This window comes from Actinomadura geliboluensis, from assembly GCF_043197915.1.
Taxonomy (GTDB): Bacteria; Actinomycetota; Actinomycetes; order Streptosporangiales; family Streptosporangiaceae; genus Spirillospora; species Spirillospora geliboluensis.
In genome coordinates, this window is sequence record NZ_JBICUA010000009.1 from 458,559 (window position 1) to 482,757 (window position 24,199).

Sequence of the window (24,199 nt, forward strand, 5' to 3'; positions counted from 1 at the left end):
GTCCGGCCCCGGCCTTTCGATGCCGCGGGTCAGTACTCGACCTTCACGGCCGCGCCGCTGAACGCCTCCTTCCCGTACAGGCTGACGTAGTTGTAACCGGCCGGCGGGTTGGCGATGGTGAGCGTCTCGCCGTTCCCGGTGTTGGTGGAGCGCTGGTTGTAGGACGACGGCGTCGCCCAGCTGCCGGAGCTGTAGTAGAGGTCGCCGTCACCCGTCCCGCCGGAGGAGGTGATGGTGATCGACCGGGTGCCGGACGGAACGTAGAGGTAGAGGTAGGCGGTGCCGCCCTTGGCCGCCGACAGGTTGCCGCGCTGGCAGTTCCGGTCGAGCTGCCGGGTGTCGGACCCGGTGCACTCGGGGGTCGTCCCGCCGCCCCCGGCCGACACGGAGATCCGCTGGGACGCGGTGCCGGTGGTCCCGGCGTCGTCGGTCACCGTCAGGGACACGGTGTAGGTGCCGTCGGCCCCGAAGGTGTGGGACGGGCTGGCCGCCGTGGACGTGGCGCCGTCGCCGAAGTCCCAGCGCCGGGACGCGATCGTCCCGTCGGCGTCGGTGGACTGGTCGGTGAAGGCGACCGCGAGCCCGTTCGCGGAGTAGGAGAACCGCGCGGACGGCGCCTGGTTGCCGCCGCCCCCGCCGGTGCAGGCGCCGGCTGCGCACGCGGCGAGCCACGTCCGCCAGTCGCCGTCGTAGCGGCTGCCGATCGTGCTGGTCAGGAACGTGCGGGCGGCGTTCCAGTCGCCCGTCCGGTAGTAGCCGAGCACGGTGGCGATGTCGCCGGGATGCTTCTCGAACATGTACCGCACCGCCAGGTAGCCCCAGTAGTAGATGCGGGTCGTGTCATGGCCGTAGGTGGTGTTCCAGAGCGTGCTCAGCGCGTAGGTGCCCTTGGCGGCCTCGGCGATGGCCGAGTCGTTCGTCACCTTCCGGTAGGAGTAGGAGACGTACTCGGCGAACCCCTCGATCCACCAGATCGTGGGCGTGGCGACGTTCGCGTTGAAGTCGCCGTACATGTCGAAGCGGCCGTCGAGATAGTGCGTGTACTCGTGGTTGAGGTTCCAGATCTCGAACTTCGGGCGCACCCATTCGGCCTCGTAGGCGATGAACCGCGGCTGGTTCCCGGCGGCGGCCGGGTCCCCTTCCAGGTACATCCCGCCGTTGTTGGTGTCGATGCCGAACATCGCGCCCGCGTACGTCTGGTAGTCGGTGCTGGAGTCGAAGACGCAGACCTCGATGGTGGTGTTGCCGTCGTTCGCGACGGGCTTGTTGCCGTCCTTGACGAGGCCGTGGAAGTAGGCGTCCTGGTTCAGCAGGCTCGCGCAGGTGTCCGACAGCTGGGACGCGGTCATGTCCTGCGCCCGGATCTTGATGCTGGAACTGCACGAGTGCGTGATGGTCAGGACGTTCTGGGCGAGCCGCTGCTGCAGGTCGCAGGTGTCGTAGTACGAGCAGTTCGCCTTGTCGTAGAAGTCGGTCATCTCGGCGATGCCGACCCACAGGGGAGCGGTCTTCCCGGTCATCGCGCTCTGGCCGAGCAGCCCCTTGGCCAAGGGCCTGACCTTGCCCTGCAGCGCGGAATGCTGGAGGAACCGGGCCATCTCCCGTCCCGCGTTGGACGCCAGGTAGCTGCGGTCGGTGCCGAGCAGGCCGAGGTGGTTCGCCGCGAAGGAGTTCAACGTGTCGAGGAGGCTCGGGTCCGACTGGACCGCCGTGACGAATTCCGGAACCTGGTGGCCGCGGAACAGCACCGTGTACACGTTGTTGACGGCGTTGAGCATCCACCACGACGCGTCGTAGGAACTGTTGTATCCGTTCAGGAGCCGCTTCACGACGTAGATGTAGCGGGCGTTCTCCTGCGCGCTGTCGATGAGCGTGACCGCCTCGGCGAGCACCTCGCCGTTCGCGTCGCTGACCGTCGACGACTTCGCGTTGCCGAAATAGGCGTCCAGTCCGGCCTGGATCGCGGTCTTCAGCGACTGGCCGTAACTCCCCACGGTGGAGGGGTTGTACCACTGCACGTAGTACCCGGCGCGCAGGTACAGGACGAGCTGCGCGGTACTGGTGCTGTTGTCGCCCGGATAGTAGACGCCGTTGTCGCGCAGCGCGTACGCGATCGTCGTCATCTGCGACTCGCGGAACGCGTAGTAGGCGTCCCCGCCGGTCAGGCTGAACAGCGAGTTGATGCAGTCGGTCGTGGACGCCTTGACCTGCTGGACGAGCGCGCTCCCGGAACGGCTCGTGAACTCACTGGGGCTGCAGGCGGCGGCCTTGATCCCCTTCTTCGCCGTGCTGGACGGCCGCCGGTGCTCCGTGTGCTTCGCGTCGGGGCTCTTGAGCGCGTCCTTCTCCGCCGCCAGCGGCGGCCGGTCCTTCACGGGCAGCGGCGACTTCTGCGGCTGCCGCACCACGTCGCCGCCGGTGACGGGAGGCGGCTTCGGCGCGGCGACCGCCGGCGCGGCCAGGAACGTCGTCCCGAGGACGACCGCCAGCGACGCCATCAGGCATCGCGCGGCTCTGCGTCTGTTACTCACGGGGGTTTCCCTCCGGGGGGTGGGCCGTCCGGCACCGCCGCCGGACGGATTCGCAGGGGGACTCCGGGGCCCAACTCCCGGAGGCTCGGAAAGGCGTGCGCCCGCAGTGTGCGGACCAGACCCGCCCCGTGGTCATACGCAGATCCATCGAACTGCCTTATGGAGGATCCACCTCGGCACTCCCGGCGGCACCCGCGTCCGGAGACCGCAAGGAAACCTGCCGTGGGATGTCAGGTTTTGCCGCCAGGATGGGTTTCACCGGCCGCCATCTAGCGCAGAAGCGGACCGGGCCCACGAACGAGCACACCCAGAGAGAAGGACCTCGATGTACGAAACGCCCGCAGACCTCAAGGAACTGCAGGCCCTCCTGGACGCCTCCCTGTCCCGCTCCACCTCGCATCTCCGCTCGATCGTCAATGGGGAGCGCGCGGTGGCGGCGGGGCAGCTCACGAAGGTCCTCACCGGGATGTGCGTCCTGGCCCTGTCGACCGTGACGGCGAAGGGCGAGCCGCGCATCAGCGGCGTGGACGGGCACTTCCTGCACGGGAAGTGGCACTTCGGCACCGCGCGCGACGCCGCCAAGGCCCGCCACCTCGCCGCCCGCCCCGCCGTCAGCGCCGCCCACATCCGAGGCGAGGACTTGGGCGTGTTCACGCACGGCACGGTCGAGGTCCTCAACCCGCGGGACGGCGGGCCGCACGCGGACTGGCCCGAACTGCTCGCCCACCTCAAGGAGTTCTACGGCGCCGACCTCTTCGACTGGGACGAGGTCGTCTACTACCAGCTCCGCCCGCACTGGATGGTCGCCTACGCGTCCGACATCGCCAAGCTCGAAGCCGACGACGCCTAGCCGGGCGCGGTGACCGGAACACCGCCTCGCGGGATCAGCCGGCGGGCTCGCCGAACCAGCGGGCGAGGTGGTCGTCCAGGTCCCGCCGGCCGTCGCCGATCCAGGCGACGTGGCCGTCCGGGCGCAGCAGGACGCACGGAGCGTCCAGCTCCGCGGCGGGATCCGCGAGGCGGTCGACCCGGTCCGACCAGCCGTCGGCGGTCAGGTGCCCGGTGCGGTCCAGGAGCAGGCCGCGCCCGCGACGCAGCAGGCTGTAGAGGTTGCCCTGGGCCACGCCGATGTCGGGCATGCGGCGGCCGAGCAGGTCGGGGCCTTCGCCGAAGTCGTAGCGGACGCCGATCGCGCTGATCTTCTCGGTGAGGTGGCGGTTCACCTCGTCGAAGTCCATCAGCTCGGTGAGCAGCCTGCGCACGGCCCGCGGGCCCGGCTCGGCGGACGTCAGCTCCGTCTGCGCGCGGGTGTTGTCCAGGACGTCCTCGGCGACCGGACGACGTTCGGCGTGGTAGGTGTCCAGCAGCGTCCCCGGCGCCCAGCCGCGGATCTGCGCGGCCAGTTTCCAGCCGAGGTTGAACGCGTCCTGAACGCCGAGGTTGAGGCCCTGACCGCCGGCGGGCGGGTGGATGTGCGCCGCGTCGCCGGCCAGCAGCACCCGCCCGACCCGGTAGTGCTCGGCCAGCCGGGTGGCGTCGCCGAAGCGCGACAGCCAGCGCGCGGAATGCACGCCGAAGTCGGTTCCGGCGATGGCGCGCAATTGCCGCTTGAAATCTTCGAGCGTGGGCGGCTCCGCGCGATCGCTGACTCCCGCGGCGGGGACAACGACGCGATAGGCCCTCCCGCCGAACGGCCCGAGGCTGAAGGACGGATGGGCCTCGCGGATTTCGGCCACCTTGGCGGCGATCTCCTCCTGCGGCGCACTCACTTCCATCTCGCCCATCAGCGTCTCGTTCCGCGAGGGCTCGCCGGGGAAGCCGACGCCGAGCACTTTGCGTACCGTACTGCGCGCGCCGTCGCAGCCCACGAGGTAACGCGACCGCACTCGTTCACCATCGGCCAGCTCGACGGTCACCCCCTCGCCGTCCTGCTCGAAACCGGCCACCGCGCACCCGTGCCGGACCTGCGCCCCCAGTTCGACCGCGCGTTCTTCGAGCAGCCGATCGATGACCGGCTGCGGAATGCCCAGCAGGTAGGCGTACGCGGAATCCAGATCCTTGGGCGCGGGTTTGGCGATGGCGGCGAAATAGGCGCCGGCGGGACGCCGCCTTCCGTGTTCGAGAACACGCTCCAGCAGCCCGCGCATCGCCATCACTTCGAGACTGCGGATGTGCAGGCTCACGACACGGACGAACGAAGCCGGCTCGGTCTCCTTCTCCAGAACGAGGACCCGCACATCGTGCAGCCGCAGTTCGGCGGCCAGCATCGCACCGGTCGGCCCGCATCCGGCGATGACGACGTCGTACGCGAGGGGCGCGCGATCGGCCATGTCGTCCGACGACGGCCCGGCGGTGAATTGCGAAGAGCGCATGGGGTGTTGCCTTTCGGGAGTGCCTGACTGGCGAGGCGCTCCCGGCGACCCCTACGTCAATCGCCCGACCATGACGACGAGGGGAGCACCCACATCGATACAGCGTTCATGGGTCTCACCTCCTCGGGCGGTGTCACGGCTACCCGCAAGCTACAAGCCCGGACATCGCACCGTCCACTCCTTTATCCGCCGCCTCGCGGTGCAGTGTCAGTCGATCGTGATGCCCAGCGCGGCGGCGAGCTGGTCGAGGACGGCGGCGGCGTCCGCCCGGGACATGATCGCGCCCTTCAGTGAACCGATCCCCCCGATCCCGGACAGGTCGCAGCCGGAGAAGCGGACCTGGGCCAGCCGAGCCCCGGAGAACTGCGCCGCGGTGAGGGTGCAGCGTTCGAACTGGACCCGCGTCAGTTCGACGTTCTGGAAGTTCGCCTCCGACAGGTTGCAGTCGCGGAACACCACCTCGCGCAACTGGGCGAACCGGAACGAGGCCAGGTCGGCGCGGCAGCCGGTGAACAGCACCTCCCGCAGCGCGCCGTCGTCCAGCCGCATCCCGGTCATCCGGCAGTCCAGGACGGCCGTGGTGGAGACGTGGGAGTCCCGGAGTTTCAGGTTGGCCAGGTCGCAGCCGGTCAGCTCGGCGTCGGTGATCTCGGCCCGGACGAGCGAACCCGCCAGCGTGCCGCCCGTGAAACGGCACCGCTCGACCTCGACGTTCTCAGTGTCGGCGCCGGTCACCCGGCCGGGGCCGAAGGCCAGCGACAGGTACTTCCCATCGTGGGTCAGCTCCCGGTCGGCAAGGGAGGCCGGGGAGAGGTTTTCCGGAAGCCGGGGCGGCTTGGGGTCGCGGAGCGGCGAGACGCGCTGAACGCGCCGGGCACCGCGGGTGCGGGCTGGCATGGCCGCGACGTTACCGGTGCAGCACCCCAGACGCGGTCGAACCGCACCCGATCCGGACCGGCCCGCAGGCCGCTTGGTTCGACCATGTCAACGTCAGCGCGCACGACCACGCCGGCCACTCTGGAGGAAGGGAGGCGGCGGCAGGGGGCGCTTCGCGGTCGCGGCCGCGTAGACGATGCCGTCGGGGCGGAGCACGAGGGCGACGGCCCGCATCCGCCTCGCCCAGCCGGTCAGGGTTCCGTCGGCGTCCACGAGTGCGCCCGGTCTCGGGGGCGAGCCGGCGGGCAGCACGTGCAGCGTGGTGTCCGCTGCGGCCTGCCATGCCGCGTCGGGAGTGGGCGTGAGGTGCAGCAGGGACCAGCCCGGCCCCAGCGCATCGTCGAGCCGCACTCGGGTTCCGGTCTCGTCCAGTACCCAGGGCTGGGGGATCTTGCGGCCCGGAGCCGCCGTCCCCTCGGACGCGCGGAAGAAGCCCTCGCGGTAGCGGCAGGCCGGGATCCACGACGCGGCCTGGAAGGTGCGGTTGAGGCGGCCCAGCCTGCCCAGCCCGCGGAAGACCGGGTTGCGCAGCGCGGTGAGCCACCTCCGCCGCTCGGTGATGATGCGCCCGACGTACACCGCGCGACGGGTCATGTTCCGCACGTGCGGGGCGCGTTCGGCCTGGTAGCTGTCCAGGACCGTGTCCGGCAGCGCGCCGGAGAGCACGGCGGCCAGCTTCCAGCACAGGTTCTCGGCGTCGCGGACGCCGGCGGCCATGCCCTGCCCGATCCACGGCGGCATGACGTGCGCGGCGTCGCCGGCCAGGAGGATCCGGCCGATCCGCCAGCGGTCGGCGAAGCGGACGTGGTGGCTGTAGACGGTGGCGCGCAGGACTTTCACGTGCTCGGGGGTGATGCCCTGCCGGTCCAGCAGCCGCCGGACGGACGCGTCGGCGACCAGGTCCGCCTCGTCCTCGCCGGGCAGGACGGGGAACTCCCAGCGGTGGTGGCCCAGCGGGGTGGGGCAGTCGACGGCGGGACGGGCGGGGTCGCAGTGGAAGCGCAGCCGGTCGCAGTCCGGCCACTCCTTGAGCATCTCGGTGTCGATGACCAGCCAGCGGTCCTCGTAGGTGCGTCCCTCGAAGCCGACCGCGAGCTGTCCGCGGGTGGGGCTGGAACCGCCGTCCGCCGCGATGACGTAGGACGCCCGCAGGAGGGTCGGCCGCTCCTCCCCGAGCCGGGCGACCAGCAGTTCGACGCCCTGGTCGTCCTGCCGCACGCGCAGGCACTCGTGCTCCAGGAGCACCTCGACGTTCGGGTACCGCTCGACGCCGGCCCGGAGCGTGTGCTCCAGGGCGGGCTGGTAGATGAACATCTGCGGCGGGTGCCCGTGGCCGCGCGGCAAGGGGACGGCGTGGATGAACGACCGCCCGGCGGCGTCCACGAAGTCGATCGGCCGGTCGGGCAGCATGTCGCGCTTCAGCCGTTCGGCGAGTCCCGTCCGCTGCCAGGCGCGCAGCACCTCCTCGTCGGTCGAGATCGCTCGCGCGCGGTCGTAGACGGAGGCGTCGCGCTCGATGACGGCGACGGACACGCCGAGCGCGCCGAGCAGGTTGGCGGCCGTCACGCCGGTGGGGCCGTAGCCGATGACGGCCACGTCGTACTGCGGGTACGCGGACACGGCGGGCTGCCTCCCTGCGCTGGCACCGCTCGTCTGGAACGATCGGTTCAGTCCGGAACGATTGGTCCGGAGAGTAGGCGGCCGTGGAACAATCCGTCAACAGGGGTCCGCCCCCGGACGGGTCGGCCCGAGCCCTGGGGCTGGGAGACTGGTGCACGGATCAGCAGTGCCCGCCGAAGGAGCGGAACCCGAGAGGACGGGGATGGGGCCGAAGACCGAGCGCCGCCAGCAGCATGGCGAGCAGTCCCGTCAGCGCATCCTTGACGCGACCGTCGAGATCGCGGCCGAGCGCGGCTACGAGGGCACGAGCATCGCGCTGGTCAGCGAGCGCTCCGGCCTGCCGCGGAGCTCGATCTACTGGCACTTCCGCGACAAGGACGACCTGCTGGCCGCCGTCATCGAGCGCAGCTACCACCTCTGGCGCGACCGCCTGTTCGCGGCCGCGTCGGCCCGCACGCTCGGCCCGGACCGCGCCGCCGGCCTGCGCGAGGCGTTCGCGGCCCTGGCGGCCAGCCTCCTCGACCAGCCGGAGTTCCTGCGCCTCGGCATGATGCTCACCCTCGAACGGCGTCCGGTCGAGGCCAAGGCGCGCCAGCTGTTCCTCGACATCCGGGCCGAGGTGCTGGACTTCGCCGTCAACGTGTTCCTGCCCCTGGTCGCCGGGACGTCCGACGCCGAACGCCGGGCCGGCGCCCGCCGGCTCGCCGAGTTCACCCTCGCCGCGGCGGACGGGCTGTTCATGGCCTACCAGCTCGCCCCCGACGCCTTCGACCTGCACGGGCAGTTCGACCGGCTCGCCCTCACGATCGACGCCGCCTGGGACCACCTGACCGCCTGACCGCGGCTCCGCCGCCCGCCGTCCGCGTGTGACGGCGGGCTTTCGCCTTCCCGCCCCCATTGACGCGGCCTCCCACGGCTGCCTAGTCTCCGTACCAATCGTTCCGGACTGGACTGACCGTTCCAGACAGGGAGGCTTCGATGACCCCGGCGCGGACGTCGCGGCGGCGACCGCGGGTCTCACGGCCCGATGACAGAGGAGCAGGATGATCCAGGCACTGAGCTACATCGGCTTCGTCTCCCCGGCCGCGAAGGAATGGGAGGCGTTCGGCCCCGAGATCCTCGGCGCCGAACTGGCCGCGCCCGGCCCGGACGGCGCGGTGCGGCTGCGGGTGGACGACGCCGTCCACCGCGTCAGCATCCACCCCGGCGACCACGATGACCTGGCCTACCTCGGCTGGGCCGTGGACGGACCGCGCGCCCTGGCCGACGCCTGCGCCCGCCTCGCCGACGCCGGTGTCATCGTCCACCACGCCGACACAGAACTGGCCGCCGAACGCGCCGTCGTCGAACTGGTCTGGTTCGAGGACGTGTTCGGGTTCCGCCACGAACTGACCTGGGGCCGCCGCACCGTCCCGGCGTCGTTCCGGCCCGGACGCCCCATGTCGGGGTTCGTGACCGGGGCGCAGGGACTCGGCCACGCGGTCCTTGTCGTGCCGAGCCTGCCGGACGCCGAGTCCTTCTACTGCGACGTGCTGGGTTTCCGGCTGTCGGACCAGATCGACCAGCCCGGCATGGCGATCCGGTTCTACCACTGCAACACCCGCCACCACTCGCTGGCGCTCGCCGAGGTGCCCGGCGTCGCCGGCTTCCACCACCTCATGCTGGAAACGGCCTCGCTGGACGACGTCGGCACCGCCTACGACGAGGTCCTCGAACGGGGGCTGCCCCTGGCCATGACGCTGGGACGGCACGTCAACGACCTGATGACCTCCTTCTACGTCCGTACTCCGTCCGGCTTCGAGATCGAGTACGGGCACGGCGGGATCCAGGTCGGCGACACCGCCGCCGCGCCCCGCGCCTACGACTCCTTCAGCATCTGGGGCCACCACCCGCCCGCCGAACCGCTCCCGCCCGGCATCGCCCGGCCCTGCCCCGGAGACGACCGATGACGATCACCACCGCGGACGTTCCCGTCGGCGACCACCGCTTCCGCGTCCACGAGACCGGCGACCCGTCCCGCGAGGCGGTGCTGTGGCTGCACGGCTCCGGCCCCGGCGCCACCGCCCTGTCCAACTGGGAACGCGTCATCGGCGACCTGTCCGGCGAACTGCACAACATCGCGCCCGACATCATCGGGTTCGGCGACTCCAGCCACCCCGACCCGCCCCCGCCCACCGCCGCCGACTTCACCCGGCTGCGCCAGGACACCCTGCTCGGCCTCCTGGACGAACTCGGCATCGAGCGCGCTCACCTGGTCGGCAACTCCATGGGCGGCATCATCGGCCTGGGCATGGCGCTGCGGGCCCCCGACCGGATCGGCCGCATCGTGCTGATGGGCAGCGGCGGCGCCCCCGTCCCGCCCACCGAGGACCTCCTGAAGCTCGTCGCCTACTACGACGACCCGACCGCCGAGGCCCTCGCCGGTCTGATGCGCGCGATGACCCACGACCCGTCCGTCCTCGGCGCGAGCCTGGAGAAGATCGCCGAGAGCCGGATGGACCGGATCCGGCGCCCCGAGGTCCGCCGCTCCCACCTGGCCACCTTCGCCCACAACCTGCCCGGACTCTACGAACCCGACCAGCTCACCGGCCTCCGCACGCCCGTACTGGTCGTCCACGGGCGCGAAGACCGCATCATCCCCCCGGCGGCCGGGCACTACTTCGCCGAGCACATCCCCGACGCGCAGCTGTACGTCATGCCCAACGCCGGCCACTGGGCCCAGATCGAACAGCCCGAACGCTTCGCCCACGTCGTCGGCGCCTTCCTGACCGGCCGCATCTAGCGCACGTCGCGCACCCGCCTCCACCCCTGGGACCGACCTATGAGCGAACCCGCGAACCGGCCGCGACCCGCCCGGATCGACGTGCACCAGCACATGGTGCCGTCCGACTACGCCGCCTGGCTGCGCGGCAACGGCGTCCACGCCCCCGGCGGACGCGCCCTGCCCGACTGGGCGCCCGACCTGGCCCTGGACTTCATGGACCGGCACGGCATCGCCACCGGCGTCCTGTCGCTCACCACACCCGGCGTCCACCTCGGCGACGACGCCGAGGCCCGCACCATGGCCCGCCGGGTCAACGACTTCGGCGCCGCGCTGGTGGCCGACCGCCCCGACCGCTTCGGCCTCTGGGCGTCGCTGCCGCTGCCCGACGTGCCCGCCGCCACCGGGGAGGCGGTGCGCGCCCTCGACGACCTGTCGGCGGACGGCGTCGTCCTGCTGGCCAACCACCGCGGCCTGTACCTGGGCGACCCCGCCCTCGACCCGCTGATGGACGTCCTGAACGAGCGCCGGGCCGTGGTGTTCGTCCACCCCGCCGAACTGCCGGGCCCGCCCGCCGAAGGCATCCCGCCGTTCGCCGCCGACTTCCTGCTCGACACCACCCGCGCCGCGTTCAACCTGGTCAAGCACGACGTCCCGCGCCGCTACCCCGGCATCCGGTTCCTCCTGTCGCACGCCGGGGGCTTCGTCCCCTACGCCGCGCACCGGCTGGCCGTCGCCGTGTTCGCCGAGACCGGCCGCGACCCCGCCGCCGTCCTGGACGACCTGGCCGGCTTCTACTTCGACACCGCCCTGTCCTCCAGCCCCTCGGCACTACCGTCCCTGCACGCCTTCGCGAAGCCCGGACACGTCCTCTACGGCAGCGACTGGCCCTTCGCCCCCGACCTGGCCGTCTCCTACTTCACCGACTTCATCGCCACCGACGACGCCATAGCCCGCACCAACGCCCACCCGCTGTTCCCCCGCCTGGTACCGAAGTAGCCGCCCAACCCCGACCGGCACCGAAAACCCGGCACTAATCAACGGGATCGCGCCGGCCTTCAACGGCACCCGCAATGGCGCCTGCGATGGCACCGAGGATGGCAAGGGCGTGGAAACCGACGCCTTCGAGGCCCATGGCGTCGGCGATGAGGGCACCGAGAATGAAGCCTATGCAGAACCCGCCGAAGGTCGAGAGAAGGGCCAGGACGCAACCAAAGCAGCTCATGCGATGCCTCCGGCGGCACGGCAGTGCCCTCGCGTTGTCATCGTAAGCCCGTAGAGCGTTCGCGGCGGCTCATGTGCGCTTCAGGCCGGCCGACTCCAAATCGTGGGGCAGAATGAGAACCCGTGAATGACGATGAGCGGGTAGGGCGCTGGGCCGAGGCGGGTCGCCCACGCTCCTCCTGCGCCTCGCCGGAACGCTTTCCCGTGTTTCCGGCGGCCTGTGCGAGTGCACTGGCCGCCGGAGAAACGCGCGTCCAGGGTGGTGGCCGGGATGCTCGGTGGCGGGTATCGAGGCACGTCCCGGACCACGTGGTGTCCTGCCTTCTGGGGCTCCCCTCGGGCGTCGGCGGAGATTACGAGTCCTGGTAGACCTCCAGTTCGACGATGCGGGAGTAGTCGCCGCTGTTGGACGCCAGCGCGGTGATGCGCACGGACGTGGTGGAGGCCACCGGGTCGAACGGGATCTCCAGCCGGCCCGCGGTGTTGCCGCGGACGCTCGACACCGTCGTCCACTCGCCGCCGCTGCCGAGCACCTGCACATCGAAGTCGCGCAGGCCGTAGCGGGCAGCGGGGTAGCGCGCGGAGTCCAGCGTGTACAGGACGACCCGGTCGATCGGCTGCGGGCCGCCGAACTCGACCGTGTAGGTGTCCGGGAAGGCGGCGCGCGTGCCGTCGTTCCAGCCGGTCAGCGTGGACCAGTCCTCGGAGTCGGTATTGGCGTCGACGCCGCCGCAGACGTTGAAGTTGCCGTGCGTGGACGAGGCGTTGACAGGGCCGCCGAGGGCGAGGTTGGCACCCGGTCCGGACGGCTTCGGCGTGACCGTGACGGCCTTCTCCACCCGAGGCCCGCGCGGCCCCAGCCGCAGCGACACGTCGTGCGTCCCACCGGCGGAGCCGAGCGGCGCGGAGACCTGCGCCCGGACCACGACGTCGCGGTTCGGCGGTACGTAGGTCGAGATGACGTCATGGGAGGTGAGGAGCGGACGCTCCGGCGTGATGAACACGTCGACGTACTCGCCCTCGGAGCCGGAGTTGGCGAGGTCGATCACCAGCGGCTCGCCGCCGCAGGGGGCGGCGAGCACGTCCAGCGTCCCGGACCGCACCGTCATCGTGACGGACCCGCGCCCCTGCCCGGCGGCGGAGGCCGCGCCGGCGTAGACGGCGACACCGGCGACCGCCGTGAGCGATACGGCGAGCAGTGCGATGATCTTGCGAACGCTCACTGGCGCTTCCCCTTCAGCGGCTCGGGAGGGTCGACTTCGGAGGCGGACAGGTAGCTCCTGCCGCGTGCCGTGCTCGCGGAGTCGGCCTGCAGGCCGGGCCTGCCGTCCTCGACGGCGAAGCTCGCGCGGGTGAACACCGGTGCACCGCGTTCCCGGACATACGGGACGACACGGTAGGACGCGTTCCAGGTGTCCGGTGTGACGCGGAACGTCATGTATCCACGCTGCCCGTTGTAGAAGCGGATGTGGTCGTTGGCAGCGAGGAACTGCGAGCCGTACTCGTCCATGTCCGCCCCGTCCATGCCGGACGAGATGGAGGAGCCGAGGAACTCCGTCGCGATCGTGGGGGAGGCGGGGTCGTCGAAGTCCTGCTTGACGTCCGCGGCCATGCTGCGGTGGAAGTCGCCCGACAGCACGATCGGGTTGCGGGCCTTTCGCTCGACGATCCCGTTCAGCAGCCGGTCGCGGGACGGCTTGTAGCCGTCCCACAGGTCCATTCCGAGCGCCTGCCCGGGATCGGTGTTGAAGTCGACCTGCGACAGCATCACCTGCTGCGCCAGGACGTTCCACTTCGCCGACGAACGTCCGAGGCCGTCCAGCAGCCATGACTCCTGGGCGTCGCCGAGCATCGTCCGGGACGGGTCCAGCCGCTGGTCGCAGTCGGTCTTCAGGCCGTCGCCGCACGCCTGGTCACTGCGGTACTGGCGGGTGTCCAGGACGCTGAACTCCAGCAGCCGGCCGAAGGTGAACCGGCGGTACAGCGGCATGTTCTGACCGGCCGGCTCCAGTGCCCGCAGCGGCATGTGCTCCCAGTACGCCCGGTACGCGTTGGCGCGGCGGACGAGGAAGTCCTCCGGCGGCGCCGACGGATGGGCGAGGCCGGCGTAGTTGTCGACGACCTCGTGGTCGTCCCAGGTGACGATCCACGGTGCCATGGCGTGCGCGGCCTGCAGTTGCGGGTCGAGTTTGTAGAGCGCGTACCGGTCGCGGTAATCCGACAGGTGAACGGTGGGGGAGTGGAACTTGCCCGGCACCGGTGTGTCCGGCCTGCCGCCATTGGTCTGGACGCCGTATTCGTAGAGGTAGTCGCCCAGATGAAGGACCAGGTCGAGGTCCTCCTCGGCCAGGTGGCCGTATGCGGTGTAGTAGCCGTCGAACCATGCCTGGCACGACACCATTCCGAAGGTGAACGCGCTCGCCGCCGCTCCGGGCGCGGGGGCGGTCTTGGTCCGTCCGGTCGGTGAGATCTCGTCGCCCGCCTTGAACCGGTAGAAGTACTCCCTTCCGGGGCGCAGTCCGCGCACGTCGACGTGCACCGAGTGCGCGTACTCGGGCCTGGCGGTCGCCGTCCCCTGCCGTACCACCCGGCGGAACCTCGCGTCCTCGGCGACCTGCCAGCGGACGGGCACGCGGTGCGGCTCCATGCCGCCGAGCGAGGCCAGCGGTTCCGGCGCCAGCCGGGTCCACAGGACGACCGAGTCGGGCAGCGGGTCGCCGGACGCGATGCCGAGGCTGAACGGATCGTTCTTGAACCGGGCCACCTCGCGGGTCAGGGCCGACGGCTCGGCCTGCAACGGCCCGAAGGCCAGCGCCAGCGCCCCGATCCCGGAGTACCCCAGGAAACGCCGCCTGCCCAGATCACTCAAGGCAGGCCCGGGTTCTACGTCTCTGCTCACCTGCACGCTTCCCTTCCCGTCCGCCGTCCACACACGCCGAACTGAGTCCATATCAGGATCGCCTGCGATCTTGACGTTAAAATAACGCCAAAGTTGATAGATGTCTCCCCCCGGTTAACACTCGGAGCCGGGAGGCGGCTCGGCCTCGTGCGGAGCCCGACGCCGCCACCTCGACTCGACCGGGCCCCGGCCCACGATGCACCGCGGGCATGAGGACCACATCGCCGAGCGTGCGTGGGAGTCGCGCCCGCCGGCAGCCGATAGGAGCGTCGAACCGGTTGACGGCCGGCCGCGATTCCGATGCCGGTCGACCCGCGAGCACCAAAATGGCATGGTGGCGCGGTTTTGCCCGGGAATGGCGGTGATGTCCTGGCGAGCGACGCACAGTGCGATCCCTCGGCCGTCAGAAAGCACTCTCCACGCAGTCGAGTCACGCCATCATTGCGCTGTGCAAGTATGAGAACGCGAGGCGTTCGCTGAACGCTGTCATCCTCCTCTTTCCGTGGTTCCGACTCCTCTCTTCGTGGTTCCGAATCAGGCAGTGGAGGACGGTTCTCATCCTCATATCGCCTGGGAGGTTCCATTCATGACCAAAGGCAGCAAGCGTCCTGGATTCGCCGCACTCGCCACCGCCATCGCCGGGATGCTGGCCGCCTACTCGGCCTGGGCGCCCCAGGCCAGAGCCGCAGACCAGGGGGCCTTCGCTCAGAAGGCCGAGCCGGTGGCGGTGTCGCTGGGAGACAGTTTCATCTCCGGTGAGGCGGGGCGTTGGTGGGGCAACGGCGATCTCGCCGCCGCGGCGTTCTGCACCCGAGGCGGGACCGATCGCGCCGCCTACCGCTTCGCAGGTTTCTGCCGCTATGACCCGAAGCGGGTCTATGACGGAACCGCGGTCGATCCCCGGCGGCCCACCACCACCGGATGCCACCGCTCGGATGTGGCCGAGATAACCGGCACCCGGCAGATCGCGCTCACTCCGGTCAATCTGGCCTGCTCGGGAGCCGAGACGGAGCACCTCCTCACCGAGCCCTTCAAAGAGAACAAGGAACCGCAGACGCGGCTACTGCAAACACTGGCCGCCACTCATCAGGTGAAATTGATCGTGGTGTCGATCGGCGGCAACGACCTGCACCTGTCGGACCTCCTGCGGCGCTGCACGGATCAGTACATGAACAGCAGGCCGTCATGCGCCGCCACCGGCGAAGGGCAACGCCTACTCGCTCAACTGCCGCAGGTCGCCACGGACGTCGGAAAAGTGATCGACAAGATCCGCCAGGTGATGAACGCGGCCGGATCACCCTCCGGCGGCTACAAGCTGATCTTGCAGTCCTACCCGTCTCCAGTACCGACCAGCGGCAAGGTGCGAGACATCTTCCCCGAGGCCGGGGGCGGCAAGACCAAGCGGACACTTGTCGGCGGCTGCCCGCTGTGGAACGCCGACTTCGACCTCATGCACGACACCGTGGCCCCCGCAATCGACACAATGCTGCAGAAGATCGCCGCCGACAAGAATGTGACCTTCCTGAGCATGCTCCACGCGCTGGACGGCCACGCCCTCTGCGAGAACGGCACCCGCCAGGCAGGCCCGAGCGAAGACGCCGGTGAGCTGGGCGGCCAGATGGAGTGGGTGCGCTTCGGCACCGCCGGAATGAAGACCAGCCAGGGCTTCCAGCAGGAGTCACTGCACCCCAATGCCTTCGCCCAACAGTCCCAGGGCCGGTGCCTGGCCGCCGCCTATCAAACCCCCTCGCCTACCCAGACCTGCACCAGCAGGGGCTGACCCCCTCCCATCGCTGACCCCACCTTGCCGGAACTGCGCCACAGGGAGACGGACGGCGGGGCTCGACCCAATTTCCCCCTGGACGCCCCCAACTGTCACAACTCGATGGTCCTACTTGGTCATCCCTGGTGAGAACCAGTGACCCCTGATAAGGACCAGACCTTATGCATGCCATCACTCTCCGAAGTCGGGAGGCCGGTCTTGCCGCGCTGCCCGTGACGGACACGCCCTTCCGGCATGTCTCCGGGAACGGTGCCGTCGCGCGGGCGCGTGCCGCAGCCGGGAGGTTCCCGTGGTAGCCGACCAGAAGGGCCGCGGGGCACAGGGAGCGCTCGCGGGCGCGGCCAACACGATCGACAAGCGGTTCGGGGGAGCGGCATGGGCCCGGAAGTCGATGCGCAAGGCGTTTCCCGACCACTGGAGCTTCCTTCTCGGTGAGATCGCGCTGTACGCGTTCGTCATCATCCTTCTGACCGGGGTTTTCCTCACCCTGTTCTTCGTGCCGAGCATGGAGGAGGTCGTCTACGACGGGTCGTACACCAAGCTGCGGGGCGTCGAGATGAGCCAGGCGTACGAGTCCGCCCTGCGCATCTCGTTCGACGTGCGCGGCGGGCTGCTCGTCCGCCAGATCCACCACTGGGCGACGCTCCTGTTCATGGCGGCGATCCTCGTCCACATGCTCCGCCATTTCTTCACCGGCTCGTACCGCAAGCCCCGCGAACTGAACTGGCTGGTCGGGATCGTGCTGTTCATGCTGGTGATGCTGAACGGGCTGTTCGGCTACTCGCTCCCCGACGACCTGCTGTCGGGCACCGGCCTGCGGATCCTGGAGGGCGTCATCCTGAGCGTCCCCCTGGTCGGCTCGTACCTGCAGATGTTCCTGTTCGGCGGCGAGTTCCCGGGCGACATGATCATCTCCCGGCTGTACGTCGTCCACGTCCTGCTGATCCCCGGCCTGCTGGCCGCGCTGATCCCGCTGCACGGGGTCCTGATGACCTGGCGGGTGATGCACACGTCATACCCGGGCCAGGGCGCCACCAACAAGACCCAGTACGGCTACTCCTTCTACCCGGTCTTCATCGCCAAGACCACCGCGTGGTTCCTCTGGATCATCGCCACCTGCGTCATCCTCGCCACGTTGTTCCAGATCAACCCGATCTGGCTGTACGGCCCCTACGACCCGGGCGCGATCAGCTCCGGTTCGCAGCCCGACTGGTACATGGGCTGGCTGGAGGGCGCACTGCGGATGATGCCCGGCTGGGAATGGAACGTGATGGGGCACACCATCGCGTTCGGCGTGCTGATCCCCGCTCTGATCGTCCCCGGGATCCTGTTCACCGGGCTGGCCCTCTACCCGTTCCTGGAACGCTGGGTGACCGGCGACCGCCAGGTCCACCACCTGCTGGACCGTCCCCGCGACGTCCCCGCCCGGACCGGCCTCGGCGTCGCCGGGATGGTCTGGTTCGGCACGCTGTGGGCCGCCGGCGGGAACGACGTCATCGCGAACGCCTTCCACATCCCGCTCTACTGGACGACCTGGTTCTTCCGCGTCACCTTCATCCTCGGCCCGGTCCTCGCGTACGCCGTCACCTACCGGATCTGCCTCGGCCTGCAGCTGCGCGACCGCGCGCTGGTCGAGCACGGGGTGGAGACCGGCGTCATCGTCCGCTCTCCCGACGGCCGGCACTCCGAGGTCGAGCGGCGCCTGCGTCCAGAGGAGGCCGCCCCCATCACCGACGAGCGCCCGCCCCCGGCGATCGTCCTCAGCCGTCCCGAGGAGAACGGAGTGCCGGCCCCCGAAAGCCGCCAGGCACTCGGCAGGCTGCGCCTGGCGCTCAACCGCCGCTTCACCGCCGATCTGGCCGAGCACCCCGAGCCGCCGGACGGCCACGAAGACCGGGCACGAAAAGCGGTCGAATCCAGCGCTCACGAATAGGCCGAAGACACCGAGCGGCCGGCCGCCGAGCCGGCGGCCGTCGCCGGGTTCGTCCCGGGCACCGATGAGAACCGGGACCGATCAAGAGTGAGGAGACAGGTGAGGCCGTTCCTGGACAAGGTGATGCCCGAGGCGTGGCAGGCCGCGCTGACCTTCTCGCAGGAGATCCGCGGCGCCGCGCTCGGGCGGGGACTCAGCGTCCAGGAGATCGAGCTGATCAAAGTGCGCGCCTCCCAGCTCAACGGCTGCGCGTTCTGCCTGGACCTGCATTCCCGGCAGGCCCGGCGGGCCGGCGTCCCCCAGCAGAAACTGGACCTGCTGCCGGCCTGGCGCGAGTCCGCCGTCTACACCGACCGCGAGGACGCGGTCCTCGCCGTCGCGGAGGCGGGCACCCTGCTTCCGGTGACCGAGGACGGGCATGCCGACCTTGAGGCGGCGCGCGCGATTCTGGGTGAGGACGGGTTCGGCGCGGCCGAATGGGTCACGGTCGCGATCAACGCGTTCAACCGCGTCTCCGTCCTCAGCCAGCATCCCGTCCGGCCGCGGCACCACCCCGGCACGACCGAGAACACGCCATCACAGGAAAAAGGACGACCATGACCGGCCAGCGCTTCGAGGTGCAGCATCGGCCCGATGAATCACGCTACGTCCTCATCGACCACGACGCCGCCGACCCGGAGGACCAGATCATCGGTGAGGAGAGCTATGTCGACGTCGACACCACCGGCGGCGTCCAGCGAGTGCTGTTCCACACGGGCGTCTCCGAGGACTACAGCGGCCAAGGGCTCGCCTCCCTGCTGGTCCGCACCGTGGTCGACGACGTCATCGCCCACGGATACGCCATTGTTCCCGTCTGCCCTTATGTCGCCGCGTGGCTCCCGAAGCACCCCGAGTACAACGACCACATCGTCAAGCCCAGACCAGAACATTTGCGCCAGGTGACCTCCCGCCGGAGCTGACACGCGCCCACGGGCACGGCCCCGCCCGTCTCCGCCAACGAATGAGTGCCTTGCCCTACCGGCCCCTTGAGTCCGGGCCGATGCGGACGGGACGGATCTCGGCGAACAGGGTGAGCTGGACGGGCCGGAGCCGCCGCCGCGCCTCACGCGGCCACCACAGGGCGGCCGACGCGAACACCGTCTCCAGGACGATCTTGAGGTAGGGGACGCCGGTGCGCGCGTTCGGCACCCGCGTGCAGGTTCCCGACAGCGCCGTCCGCGTCTCCCGGTGCCCGAGGGCGAGCGTGCCGCGTCCCTCCAGGCCGTGCGGCTCCGCCCCGCTCGGCTGCAGGCCCGATGCCTCCCAGAACAGGCTGGGCGGGTACCGCCCCCACCGCCGGGCCGGAAGCGCCTGCTCGGGCAGGTCGAGGCCGAGGGAGAAGCCCGACAGCAGTCCGGATCGGTTCAGAATGAACGTCCCCTCCAGGTCCGCCGACCGGAAGATCGGTTCGGTGCCGCTTCCGGTGACCGCCGACAGAACGGCCTCGCTGGCGGCGCCTTCGATGCGCCATGAATCGGGGTCGGAATAGTTCTTTTCCGGCAGCGCGTCCATCTCGGCTCCCTGTCCTCATAACCCGGCGGGTGTCGGCCGACCCGGCATAAGGAAGACCAGAGCAGGGCCGCAGATGTGACATCACGTCCACCTCGAGCAGCACATATCGTGCATTCGGGTGACCGCTCAAAGGGGTCTGGTCCACGGATCGCGGGCCATCAGCGCCCGCACGGTGCGGTATCACCTGGGCAATCTCTTCCGGAACCTCGGCATGACCTCACGCAGCCAACTAGACCGCGTCCTGTCCTAACGGCCGACCGCACGCGGTGGCACCGCAGCCCGTGGGCCGCGACCCGCACCCTCACCGCAGCCAAGCGCAAGGCGGCTCTCACACGAGGCCGGTCAGCCTGTCACAACCCAGGTGGCGAGCCCGTCTACCTGGTGACCCCGCCGACGATACGAACCGAACGCAGGGACGCAGCCCGCAAGTCCGAACCGGAGGAACCGTGACCAATGCACAGCGTGTCCATATCGGTGAGCAGCACCCGAGCGCCTACAAGAGCCTCATCGACTGGTCGGCGAAGGTGGAGGAGAGCGCCGTCGCGGCCGGCCTCGACCCGCTCCTGATCGAACTGGTGAGGATCCGGACGTCCCAGATCAAACGGCTGCGCGTTCTGCCTGCGCATGCACACGCGCGACGCTCTCAAGAAGGGCGAGAACCCCGACCGGATCGCCGTGCTGCCCGCGTGGGGTGAGACGGGCTACTTCTCCGAGACGGACCGCGCCGCCCTCCGCCTGACCGAAGCGGTCACGCAGGTGCCGGACGGGCACGTCAGCGACGACGACTACAAGGCCGCCGCGGCGGTCCTCTCCCCGGAGCAGCTCTCGGCGGTCGTCTGGCTGACAACGGTGATGAACGCCTTCAACCGTGTCGCGATCACCAGCCGGTACCCCGTCCACGGCTGAAGCCGACCGGTAACCACATCTAGTCTTGGCCTGAGCGGTGTCGAAGGGACGCGCTGACGCTATAGGCCATCCACATCAAGGTCGCCAGGACGCAGCCGGTACTCCTGAAGCCGCAGCCCGTAATACTTCTCGGTCTCGCCGACCCACTCCATGCCGATCCGCTTGACCGTCGCGGCGGCGCGCTTGTTCGCCGGCCGGACGAGCGCGATCACCTCCTCCAGCCCTTGCGTGAACGCCCACCGCGCCAAGGCCTCCCCAGCCTCAGTGGCATAGCCGTTCCGCCACGCCGTGGGCCGGAGCTGCCATCCCATCTCGTACGCCTCGTCCGGCGGCAGCGGCAGCAGCGTCGCGGCCCCGACCAGCTCCCCGGACTCGCGGTTCTCGATCGCCCAGCGACCACCGGGGACGATCAGGCGCGCGCCTTCGGAGATCCACCGCTCCAGCAGCGAGCGCATCGTATCGACGTCCGCCACCCGGTCCATCGCCGGACTGAGCCAGCGCGTGACCTCGCCGGTGCCGTAGATGTCGAGCGCGGCCTCGGCGTCGTCCACCGCCCACGGCCGCAGGACGAGCCGTTCGGAAACCAGTTGATGCGTCATCTCGTCCCCTCCGATGAAACAGGCGTCCTCAACGTCATGCGTGCCCTCCAGGCAATCACCCGCCGTACCTCGCCGGCATCAGCGGAGGGCACTCAACATGGCACTTCCCAACACCCGGCGGCTGTAGACGGGACCAAAGGCCCGGGCCATGGCCGTGCCTTCACGCCACTGATCGACACATCACCGGCGGCGGTGCGCGTCCTCGCCGCCCCCGTGGGACGAGGACGCGTCCCCGCTGCCTGACACCAACCACCTTCGCGCTTCAGTCAGCCGGAGGGACCAGGGCTACCCACTGGACGAAGCCCTAGGAACCGAACGCCCCCGGACAGGTGATCGCAAGTGTCACAAACGAACGTGCAGCCTGGTCTCAACACAACAGACATGAGCAACTCGTCCCGCCAAGACTGACGCTCCCTAACTGCGGACACCTCTCGTAGCCGATCGCTCAGAGCCGACCGAGGCGGGAATGCCGCCGACGACGCAGTAATGGCTAGCCCAGCCGGCAGCGACCTCGGCCTCTAGGCATCGGTTCATGTCACGATGTGCGGCATGATGTCGACACGAAAGGGCCATGCCGCGTAGACGGCCAGGCCAACTCCGCAGAGCGCAACTATCGACCCTCCCGCCCGCGGGCCGAGGGCTCGTGGCGTGCATCCCTGGGCTATCGCCCCACGGCATGACCATGCTGATCCAGTTCGAGTTTCGCCGCAGGGGCCCAGGAACCACAGGACAGGCCCTCCGACTCTGGGGAGCGGTCCTGGACGATCCCCACCGCCGGCTCCACGACCCGAGATACGAGGGCTGCGGCTTCTGGGAGTGCTGCGCCGACCCCTGGGAGGTGCGCTCCTACTTGGAGGCGGCTGCTCACGTTCTGCCCCGGCGCGATGCTCGCCGTTTCCGCACCCTGCTGGCTCACCTAGATGAGCGCTGGTAACTCGGACGGCGATGCCATCACGTCGGTGGGGTCTGGTGGGATGCGGGGATGAGCGAATCCCCTCAACTGGTCACGCAGTTGCTCAAGGTGGTAGTTGCGTACACCTGGTTCTTCGAGACCTGCGACGAGGTGGTGTTGGACGATGACACGGCGATCAAGCAGCAGGAGTACGCCGGTTACCTCCTCAACCAGCTTTCCGAGGCGGACAAGCAGCGGGTTGCTGACGAGCTGGCGGCCCTGGCCGCGAGTGAGACGGATTCGGCATACCGAGAGTTCGTGGAGACGTTCGCCTTCGCCATGGGCCTGATAGAGCCGGAGGACGACTGAGCGGCAACGCGCCCCTACGACGAGCGGTCGATCCGCTCAGCATGCTGCACGGGAAGCGTGGCCCCACCTCTCTGCTCCGGGGGTTAAGCGGAGAGGCGGGGCGGACGGTGACGAGCGACGGCCCGAACTCCCCAGCCAGGGCCGTGCGTCACCGCCGGGAATGAGGGTCGATCCCTGAGCCCCACCCCATGGGGTCGCCCCTCTTGTGGCCTACCAGGTGCCGGGGAACATGCGGTGCTTGAGCAGGTCTTCGACTTGTCCGGCGGCGGCTTTGGCGTCTCCACAGGGAGCCAGGTAGCCGCGCCGTCCGCGCTCAGCGTCGTGGTATCCCCACGCACCACCCGGAACGGCGAGCACGATGACACTGAGTCCGACGTGATCGTCGGGGCCGCCGGCGTAGATCCACAGCAGGGGCACCGAGAACCCCTGCGGGCGATGGAGCCGGACCAGACGCCACCCCCGAGGCTCCAGAGCCACGCCAACAGGCTCAGGAACCTTTCGGCTTCAGCCTGGCCCCGGTACGTCCGCCACCGCAGGACGTACCGCTCAATCTGGGCCTTCACAGGGCGCACTTGGCCCATACGATCTTTCCGCCTTCCGCGATGGGTCGGGTTCCCCAGTCGTCCACGACTCGCGACATCAGCAGCAGGCCCCGCCCCGAGGTCGCCTCGAAGTCCTCGGGACCGACCACCGGCAGTCCATCCCCCTGGTCCCACACCTCGATCACCGCGAGGTCAGCGCGGACGTCGCGGAAGACGCGAAGGATGATCTGGCCTTCGCCGTGCCGCCAGGCGTTGGTCACCAGCTCGCACACCACCAGACGCGCCATGAAGTCGCCCGCGGAACCCCACTCCCGGAACAGAGTGGCAAGGAAATCCCTTGCCAGCGCCGGCGCGTTTCGTCGGGATCGAGAATAAGAGTCGGGATTTCTGGGGCAGGTACGGACATATCGCTACGACCTTCGGAACGTTGCCGGTTACTTCGGGTGTAAGCGTGCTCGCTCTGAGCTGCGCTCGCTACGTTCCGGAATCATCCGCAACAAACGGGAGAGGCCATGCTCGCGCGGGAATCACTCGACCCGTCAAGATCGATTTGGCACTTCATGGCGTTCCACCTGCTTCGCTACCGAAAAGCACACGGGATGTCGGGGCAGGCTCTCGGTGACCTGCTTGACTGTGACCGTTCGACTGTTTCCCGGTACGAGTCCGACACGCTCAAGCTCAAGCGGGAGCATGCGGAGATCATCGACCGTGTGTGGAACACGGACGGCATGTTCACGGCCCTGGTCGGGTTCGCCGAGCGTGCCGACGAGGGCAACTGACTTGGCTGCTGGAACTCGCCGAGTTGGAGGCGCGCTCGTCAAGGCTCAGGATGTGGGAGTCATCGGTCATCCCGGGGCTGTTCCAGACACCGGACTACGCGCGTGCCGCACTGAGCGCCGGAACTGCGGAGGATCTTGAAGCGGCCCTTGACCGGCGACTGGCGCGGCAGGCCACCGTATTCGGCAAGACGAAGCCACCGCGAGTGACGGCCCTTCTCAGCTGGGCGGCAGTGTCGCAAATCGTGGGCGGTCCGGACGTCATGCGCGGCCAACTCACTCGGCTGATCGAGTTGAGCGAGCTTCCCTTCGTCAGTATCCGGATAGTGGAGAAGAACGCGGGTGCTCATCCGGGCCTTGACGGCCCTTTTGTGCTCCTCACGGTCGGGGACCGGGACCTCGCCTACACCGACCCTTTTTCAACATTCGTTGAGCTCGCGGTTCTGAAGGACGTGGATGGCCTTGGCCAGGTGACCGGCCCGGTGGGGGCAGCACCGTAGCTTGG

General features: G+C 69.4%; 23 protein-coding genes and 2 pseudogenes. 14 read left to right on the forward strand and 11 right to left on the reverse strand.

Annotation, left to right across the window (positions count from 1 at the left end; translation table 11 throughout):
• Window positions 1-29: 29 nt before the first annotated feature.
• On the reverse strand, window positions 30-2,531 hold the full coding sequence (locus ACGFI1_RS29220; RefSeq protein WP_392789770.1) for a collagenase: 2,502 nt from the start codon (window positions 2,529-2,531) through the stop codon (window positions 30-32).
• Between the two features lie 325 nt (window positions 2,532-2,856).
• On the opposite strand from ACGFI1_RS29220, the gene ACGFI1_RS29225 reads away from it, so the two are divergent.
• Window positions 2,857-3,381 (forward strand): pyridoxamine 5'-phosphate oxidase family protein, encoded by a 525-nt coding sequence (locus ACGFI1_RS29225; RefSeq protein ID WP_386875170.1) that lies wholly within the window; start codon window positions 2,857-2,859, stop codon window positions 3,379-3,381.
• Between the two features lie 34 nt (window positions 3,382-3,415).
• Here the strand turns inward: ACGFI1_RS29225 and rox are convergent, their stop codons facing one another.
• The 3 genes from rox to ACGFI1_RS29240 form a co-directional block, all read right to left on the reverse strand.
• Window positions 3,416-4,861 carry a rifampin monooxygenase gene (gene rox, locus ACGFI1_RS29230; RefSeq protein ID WP_392789819.1) on the reverse strand — a complete coding sequence of 482 codons (1,446 nt, stop codon included), beginning with the start codon at window positions 4,859-4,861 and terminating at the stop codon, window positions 3,416-3,418.
• A gap of 249 nt (window positions 4,862-5,110) precedes the next feature.
• Complete coding sequence (locus ACGFI1_RS29235; RefSeq protein WP_392789773.1) at window positions 5,111-5,800, reverse strand: pentapeptide repeat-containing protein; 690 nt, start codon at window positions 5,798-5,800, stop codon at window positions 5,111-5,113.
• 93 nt (window positions 5,801-5,893) lie between these two features.
• Window positions 5,894-7,459, reverse strand: coding sequence for a bifunctional 3-(3-hydroxy-phenyl)propionate/3-hydroxycinnamic acid hydroxylase (locus ACGFI1_RS29240; protein ID WP_392789775.1), 1,566 nt, complete (start codon window positions 7,457-7,459; stop codon window positions 5,894-5,896).
• 202 nt (window positions 7,460-7,661) lie between these two features.
• Here ACGFI1_RS29240 and ACGFI1_RS29245 point away from each other — a divergent pair, with 202 nt between their 5' ends.
• The 4 genes from ACGFI1_RS29245 (at window position 7,662) to ACGFI1_RS29260 (ending at window position 11,219) form a co-directional block, all read left to right on the forward strand.
• A complete protein-coding gene (locus tag ACGFI1_RS29245; RefSeq protein ID WP_392789778.1) occupies window positions 7,662-8,297 on the forward strand; it encodes a TetR/AcrR family transcriptional regulator in 636 nt (211 codons plus the stop codon).
• 205 nt (window positions 8,298-8,502) lie between these two features.
• Complete coding sequence (locus tag ACGFI1_RS29250; protein ID WP_392789780.1) at window positions 8,503-9,408, forward strand: VOC family protein; 906 nt, start codon at window positions 8,503-8,505, stop codon at window positions 9,406-9,408.
• Window positions 9,405-10,241 (forward strand): alpha/beta fold hydrolase, encoded by an 837-nt coding sequence (locus ACGFI1_RS29255; protein WP_392789782.1) that lies wholly within the window; start codon window positions 9,405-9,407, stop codon window positions 10,239-10,241. Before ACGFI1_RS29250 ends, ACGFI1_RS29255 begins: the two co-directional genes overlap by 4 nt.
• 39 nt (window positions 10,242-10,280) lie before the next feature.
• Entirely contained in the window at window positions 10,281-11,219 is a 939-nt protein-coding gene (locus ACGFI1_RS29260; RefSeq protein WP_392789785.1) for an amidohydrolase family protein, read from the forward strand.
• Window positions 11,220-11,253: 34 nt separating this feature from the next.
• Here ACGFI1_RS29260 and ACGFI1_RS29265 read toward each other — a convergent pair whose 3' ends face one another.
• The 3 genes from ACGFI1_RS29265 to ACGFI1_RS29275 form a co-directional block, all read right to left on the reverse strand.
• Window positions 11,254-11,445: a hypothetical protein gene (locus tag ACGFI1_RS29265; RefSeq protein ID WP_392789787.1), complete on the reverse strand. Its 192-nt coding sequence runs from the start codon at window positions 11,443-11,445 to the stop codon at window positions 11,254-11,256.
• A 352-nt stretch (window positions 11,446-11,797) separates the two neighbouring features.
• The gene (locus ACGFI1_RS29270; RefSeq protein WP_392789789.1) at window positions 11,798-12,667 is read right to left on the reverse strand and encodes a galactose-binding domain-containing protein; all 870 of its coding nucleotides are present in this window, start codon (window positions 12,665-12,667) and stop codon (window positions 11,798-11,800) included.
• Window positions 12,664-14,343 carry an alkaline phosphatase D family protein gene (locus tag ACGFI1_RS29275; protein ID WP_392789791.1) on the reverse strand — a complete coding sequence of 560 codons (1,680 nt, stop codon included), beginning with the start codon at window positions 14,341-14,343 and terminating at the stop codon, window positions 12,664-12,666. The genes ACGFI1_RS29270 and ACGFI1_RS29275 overlap by 4 nt, the downstream gene beginning before the upstream one ends.
• 586 nt (window positions 14,344-14,929) lie before the next feature.
• Between ACGFI1_RS29275 and ACGFI1_RS29280 the strand changes: the two genes are divergently transcribed.
• The 4 genes from ACGFI1_RS29280 (at window position 14,930) to ACGFI1_RS29295 (ending at window position 19,018) form a co-directional block, all read left to right on the forward strand.
• On the forward strand, window positions 14,930-16,123 hold the full coding sequence (locus tag ACGFI1_RS29280; protein WP_392789793.1) for a hypothetical protein: 1,194 nt from the start codon (window positions 14,930-14,932) through the stop codon (window positions 16,121-16,123).
• Between the two features lie 292 nt (window positions 16,124-16,415).
• Window positions 16,416-18,059, forward strand: a complete 1,644-nt coding sequence (gene qcrB / locus ACGFI1_RS29285; protein WP_392789795.1) for a cytochrome bc1 complex cytochrome b subunit — start codon at window positions 16,416-16,418, stop codon at window positions 18,057-18,059.
• Window positions 18,060-18,158: 99 nt separating this feature from the next.
• Window positions 18,159-18,659 (forward strand): carboxymuconolactone decarboxylase family protein, encoded by a 501-nt coding sequence (locus ACGFI1_RS29290; protein ID WP_392789798.1) that lies wholly within the window; start codon window positions 18,159-18,161, stop codon window positions 18,657-18,659.
• Window positions 18,656-19,018 carry a GNAT family N-acetyltransferase gene (locus tag ACGFI1_RS29295; protein WP_392733854.1) on the forward strand — a complete coding sequence of 121 codons (363 nt, stop codon included), beginning with the start codon at window positions 18,656-18,658 and terminating at the stop codon, window positions 19,016-19,018. The genes ACGFI1_RS29290 and ACGFI1_RS29295 overlap by 4 nt, the downstream gene beginning before the upstream one ends.
• A 55-nt stretch (window positions 19,019-19,073) precedes the next feature.
• On the opposite strand, the gene ACGFI1_RS29300 is transcribed toward ACGFI1_RS29295, so the two are convergent.
• Window positions 19,074-19,610 carry a hypothetical protein gene (locus ACGFI1_RS29300; protein ID WP_392789799.1) on the reverse strand — a complete coding sequence of 179 codons (537 nt, stop codon included), beginning with the start codon at window positions 19,608-19,610 and terminating at the stop codon, window positions 19,074-19,076.
• 118 nt (window positions 19,611-19,728) lie between these two features.
• On the opposite strand from ACGFI1_RS29300, the gene ACGFI1_RS29305 reads away from it, so the two are divergent.
• Both ACGFI1_RS29305 and ACGFI1_RS29310 read left to right on the forward strand, forming a co-directional pair.
• Complete coding sequence (locus tag ACGFI1_RS29305; RefSeq protein WP_392789801.1) at window positions 19,729-19,860, forward strand: LuxR C-terminal-related transcriptional regulator; 132 nt, start codon at window positions 19,729-19,731, stop codon at window positions 19,858-19,860.
• Window positions 19,861-20,219: 359 nt separating this feature from the next.
• A pseudogene (locus ACGFI1_RS29310) lies at window positions 20,220-20,516 on the forward strand (carboxymuconolactone decarboxylase family protein); the annotation flags it as partial.
• Between the two features lie 59 nt (window positions 20,517-20,575).
• Here ACGFI1_RS29310 and ACGFI1_RS29315 read toward each other — a convergent pair.
• Window positions 20,576-21,115 (reverse strand): GNAT family N-acetyltransferase, encoded by a 540-nt coding sequence (locus ACGFI1_RS29315; RefSeq protein ID WP_386875199.1) that lies wholly within the window; start codon window positions 21,113-21,115, stop codon window positions 20,576-20,578.
• 982 nt (window positions 21,116-22,097) lie between these two features.
• On the opposite strand from ACGFI1_RS29315, the gene ACGFI1_RS29320 reads away from it, so the two are divergent.
• Window positions 22,098-22,376 (forward strand): hypothetical protein, encoded by a 279-nt coding sequence (locus ACGFI1_RS29320; RefSeq protein WP_138639161.1) that lies wholly within the window; start codon window positions 22,098-22,100, stop codon window positions 22,374-22,376.
• Between the two features lie 210 nt (window positions 22,377-22,586).
• Here the strand turns inward: ACGFI1_RS29320 and ACGFI1_RS29325 are convergent, their stop codons facing one another.
• Both ACGFI1_RS29325 and ACGFI1_RS29330 read right to left on the reverse strand, forming a co-directional pair.
• Window positions 22,587-22,793: a hypothetical protein gene (locus ACGFI1_RS29325; protein WP_392789805.1), complete on the reverse strand. Its 207-nt coding sequence runs from the start codon at window positions 22,791-22,793 to the stop codon at window positions 22,587-22,589.
• 142 nt (window positions 22,794-22,935) lie between these two features.
• Complete coding sequence (locus ACGFI1_RS29330) at window positions 22,936-23,262, reverse strand: ATP-binding protein (RefSeq protein WP_392789822.1); 327 nt, start codon at window positions 23,260-23,262, stop codon at window positions 22,936-22,938.
• A gap of 168 nt (window positions 23,263-23,430) precedes the next feature.
• Between ACGFI1_RS29330 and ACGFI1_RS29335 the strand changes: the two genes are divergently transcribed.
• Both ACGFI1_RS29335 and ACGFI1_RS29340 read left to right on the forward strand, forming a co-directional pair.
• Entirely contained in the window at window positions 23,431-23,697 is a 267-nt protein-coding gene (locus tag ACGFI1_RS29335) for a helix-turn-helix domain-containing protein (RefSeq protein ID WP_392789807.1), read from the forward strand.
• Between the two features lie 50 nt (window positions 23,698-23,747).
• A pseudogene (locus ACGFI1_RS29340) lies at window positions 23,748-24,095 on the forward strand (DUF5753 domain-containing protein); the annotation flags it as partial.
• Window positions 24,096-24,199: the final 104 nt, after the last annotated feature.

Bases quoted from the DNA above. Each gene is read 5' to 3' on its own strand.
- ACGFI1_RS29335 (WP_392789807.1), top strand. From the start codon at position 23,431: ATGCTCGCGCGGGAATCACTCGACCCGTCAAGATCGATTTGGCACTTC.
- ACGFI1_RS29235 (WP_392789773.1), bottom strand. From the start codon at position 5,800: ATGCCAGCCCGCACCCGCGGTGCCCGGCGCGTTCAGCGCGTCTCGCCG.
- ACGFI1_RS29315 (WP_386875199.1), bottom strand. From the start codon at position 21,115: ATGACGCATCAACTGGTTTCCGAACGGCTCGTCCTGCGGCCGTGGGCG.
- ACGFI1_RS29250 (WP_392789780.1), top strand. From the start codon at position 8,503: ATGATCCAGGCACTGAGCTACATCGGCTTCGTCTCCCCGGCCGCGAAG.
- ACGFI1_RS29280 (WP_392789793.1), top strand. From the start codon at position 14,930: ATGACCAAAGGCAGCAAGCGTCCTGGATTCGCCGCACTCGCCACCGCC.
- ACGFI1_RS29255 (WP_392789782.1), top strand. From the start codon at position 9,405: ATGACGATCACCACCGCGGACGTTCCCGTCGGCGACCACCGCTTCCGC.
- ACGFI1_RS29300 (WP_392789799.1), bottom strand. From the start codon at position 19,610: ATGGACGCGCTGCCGGAAAAGAACTATTCCGACCCCGATTCATGGCGC.
- ACGFI1_RS29245 (WP_392789778.1), top strand. From the start codon at position 7,662: ATGGGGCCGAAGACCGAGCGCCGCCAGCAGCATGGCGAGCAGTCCCGT.
- ACGFI1_RS29265 (WP_392789787.1), bottom strand. From the start codon at position 11,445: ATGAGCTGCTTTGGTTGCGTCCTGGCCCTTCTCTCGACCTTCGGCGGG.
- ACGFI1_RS29320 (WP_138639161.1), top strand. From the start codon at position 22,098: ATGAGCGAATCCCCTCAACTGGTCACGCAGTTGCTCAAGGTGGTAGTT.
- ACGFI1_RS29260 (WP_392789785.1), top strand. From the start codon at position 10,281: ATGAGCGAACCCGCGAACCGGCCGCGACCCGCCCGGATCGACGTGCAC.
- ACGFI1_RS29225 (WP_386875170.1), top strand. From the start codon at position 2,857: ATGTACGAAACGCCCGCAGACCTCAAGGAACTGCAGGCCCTCCTGGAC.
- rox (WP_392789819.1), bottom strand. From the start codon at position 4,861: ATGGCCGATCGCGCGCCCCTCGCGTACGACGTCGTCATCGCCGGATGC.
- ACGFI1_RS29295 (WP_392733854.1), top strand. From the start codon at position 18,656: ATGACCGGCCAGCGCTTCGAGGTGCAGCATCGGCCCGATGAATCACGC.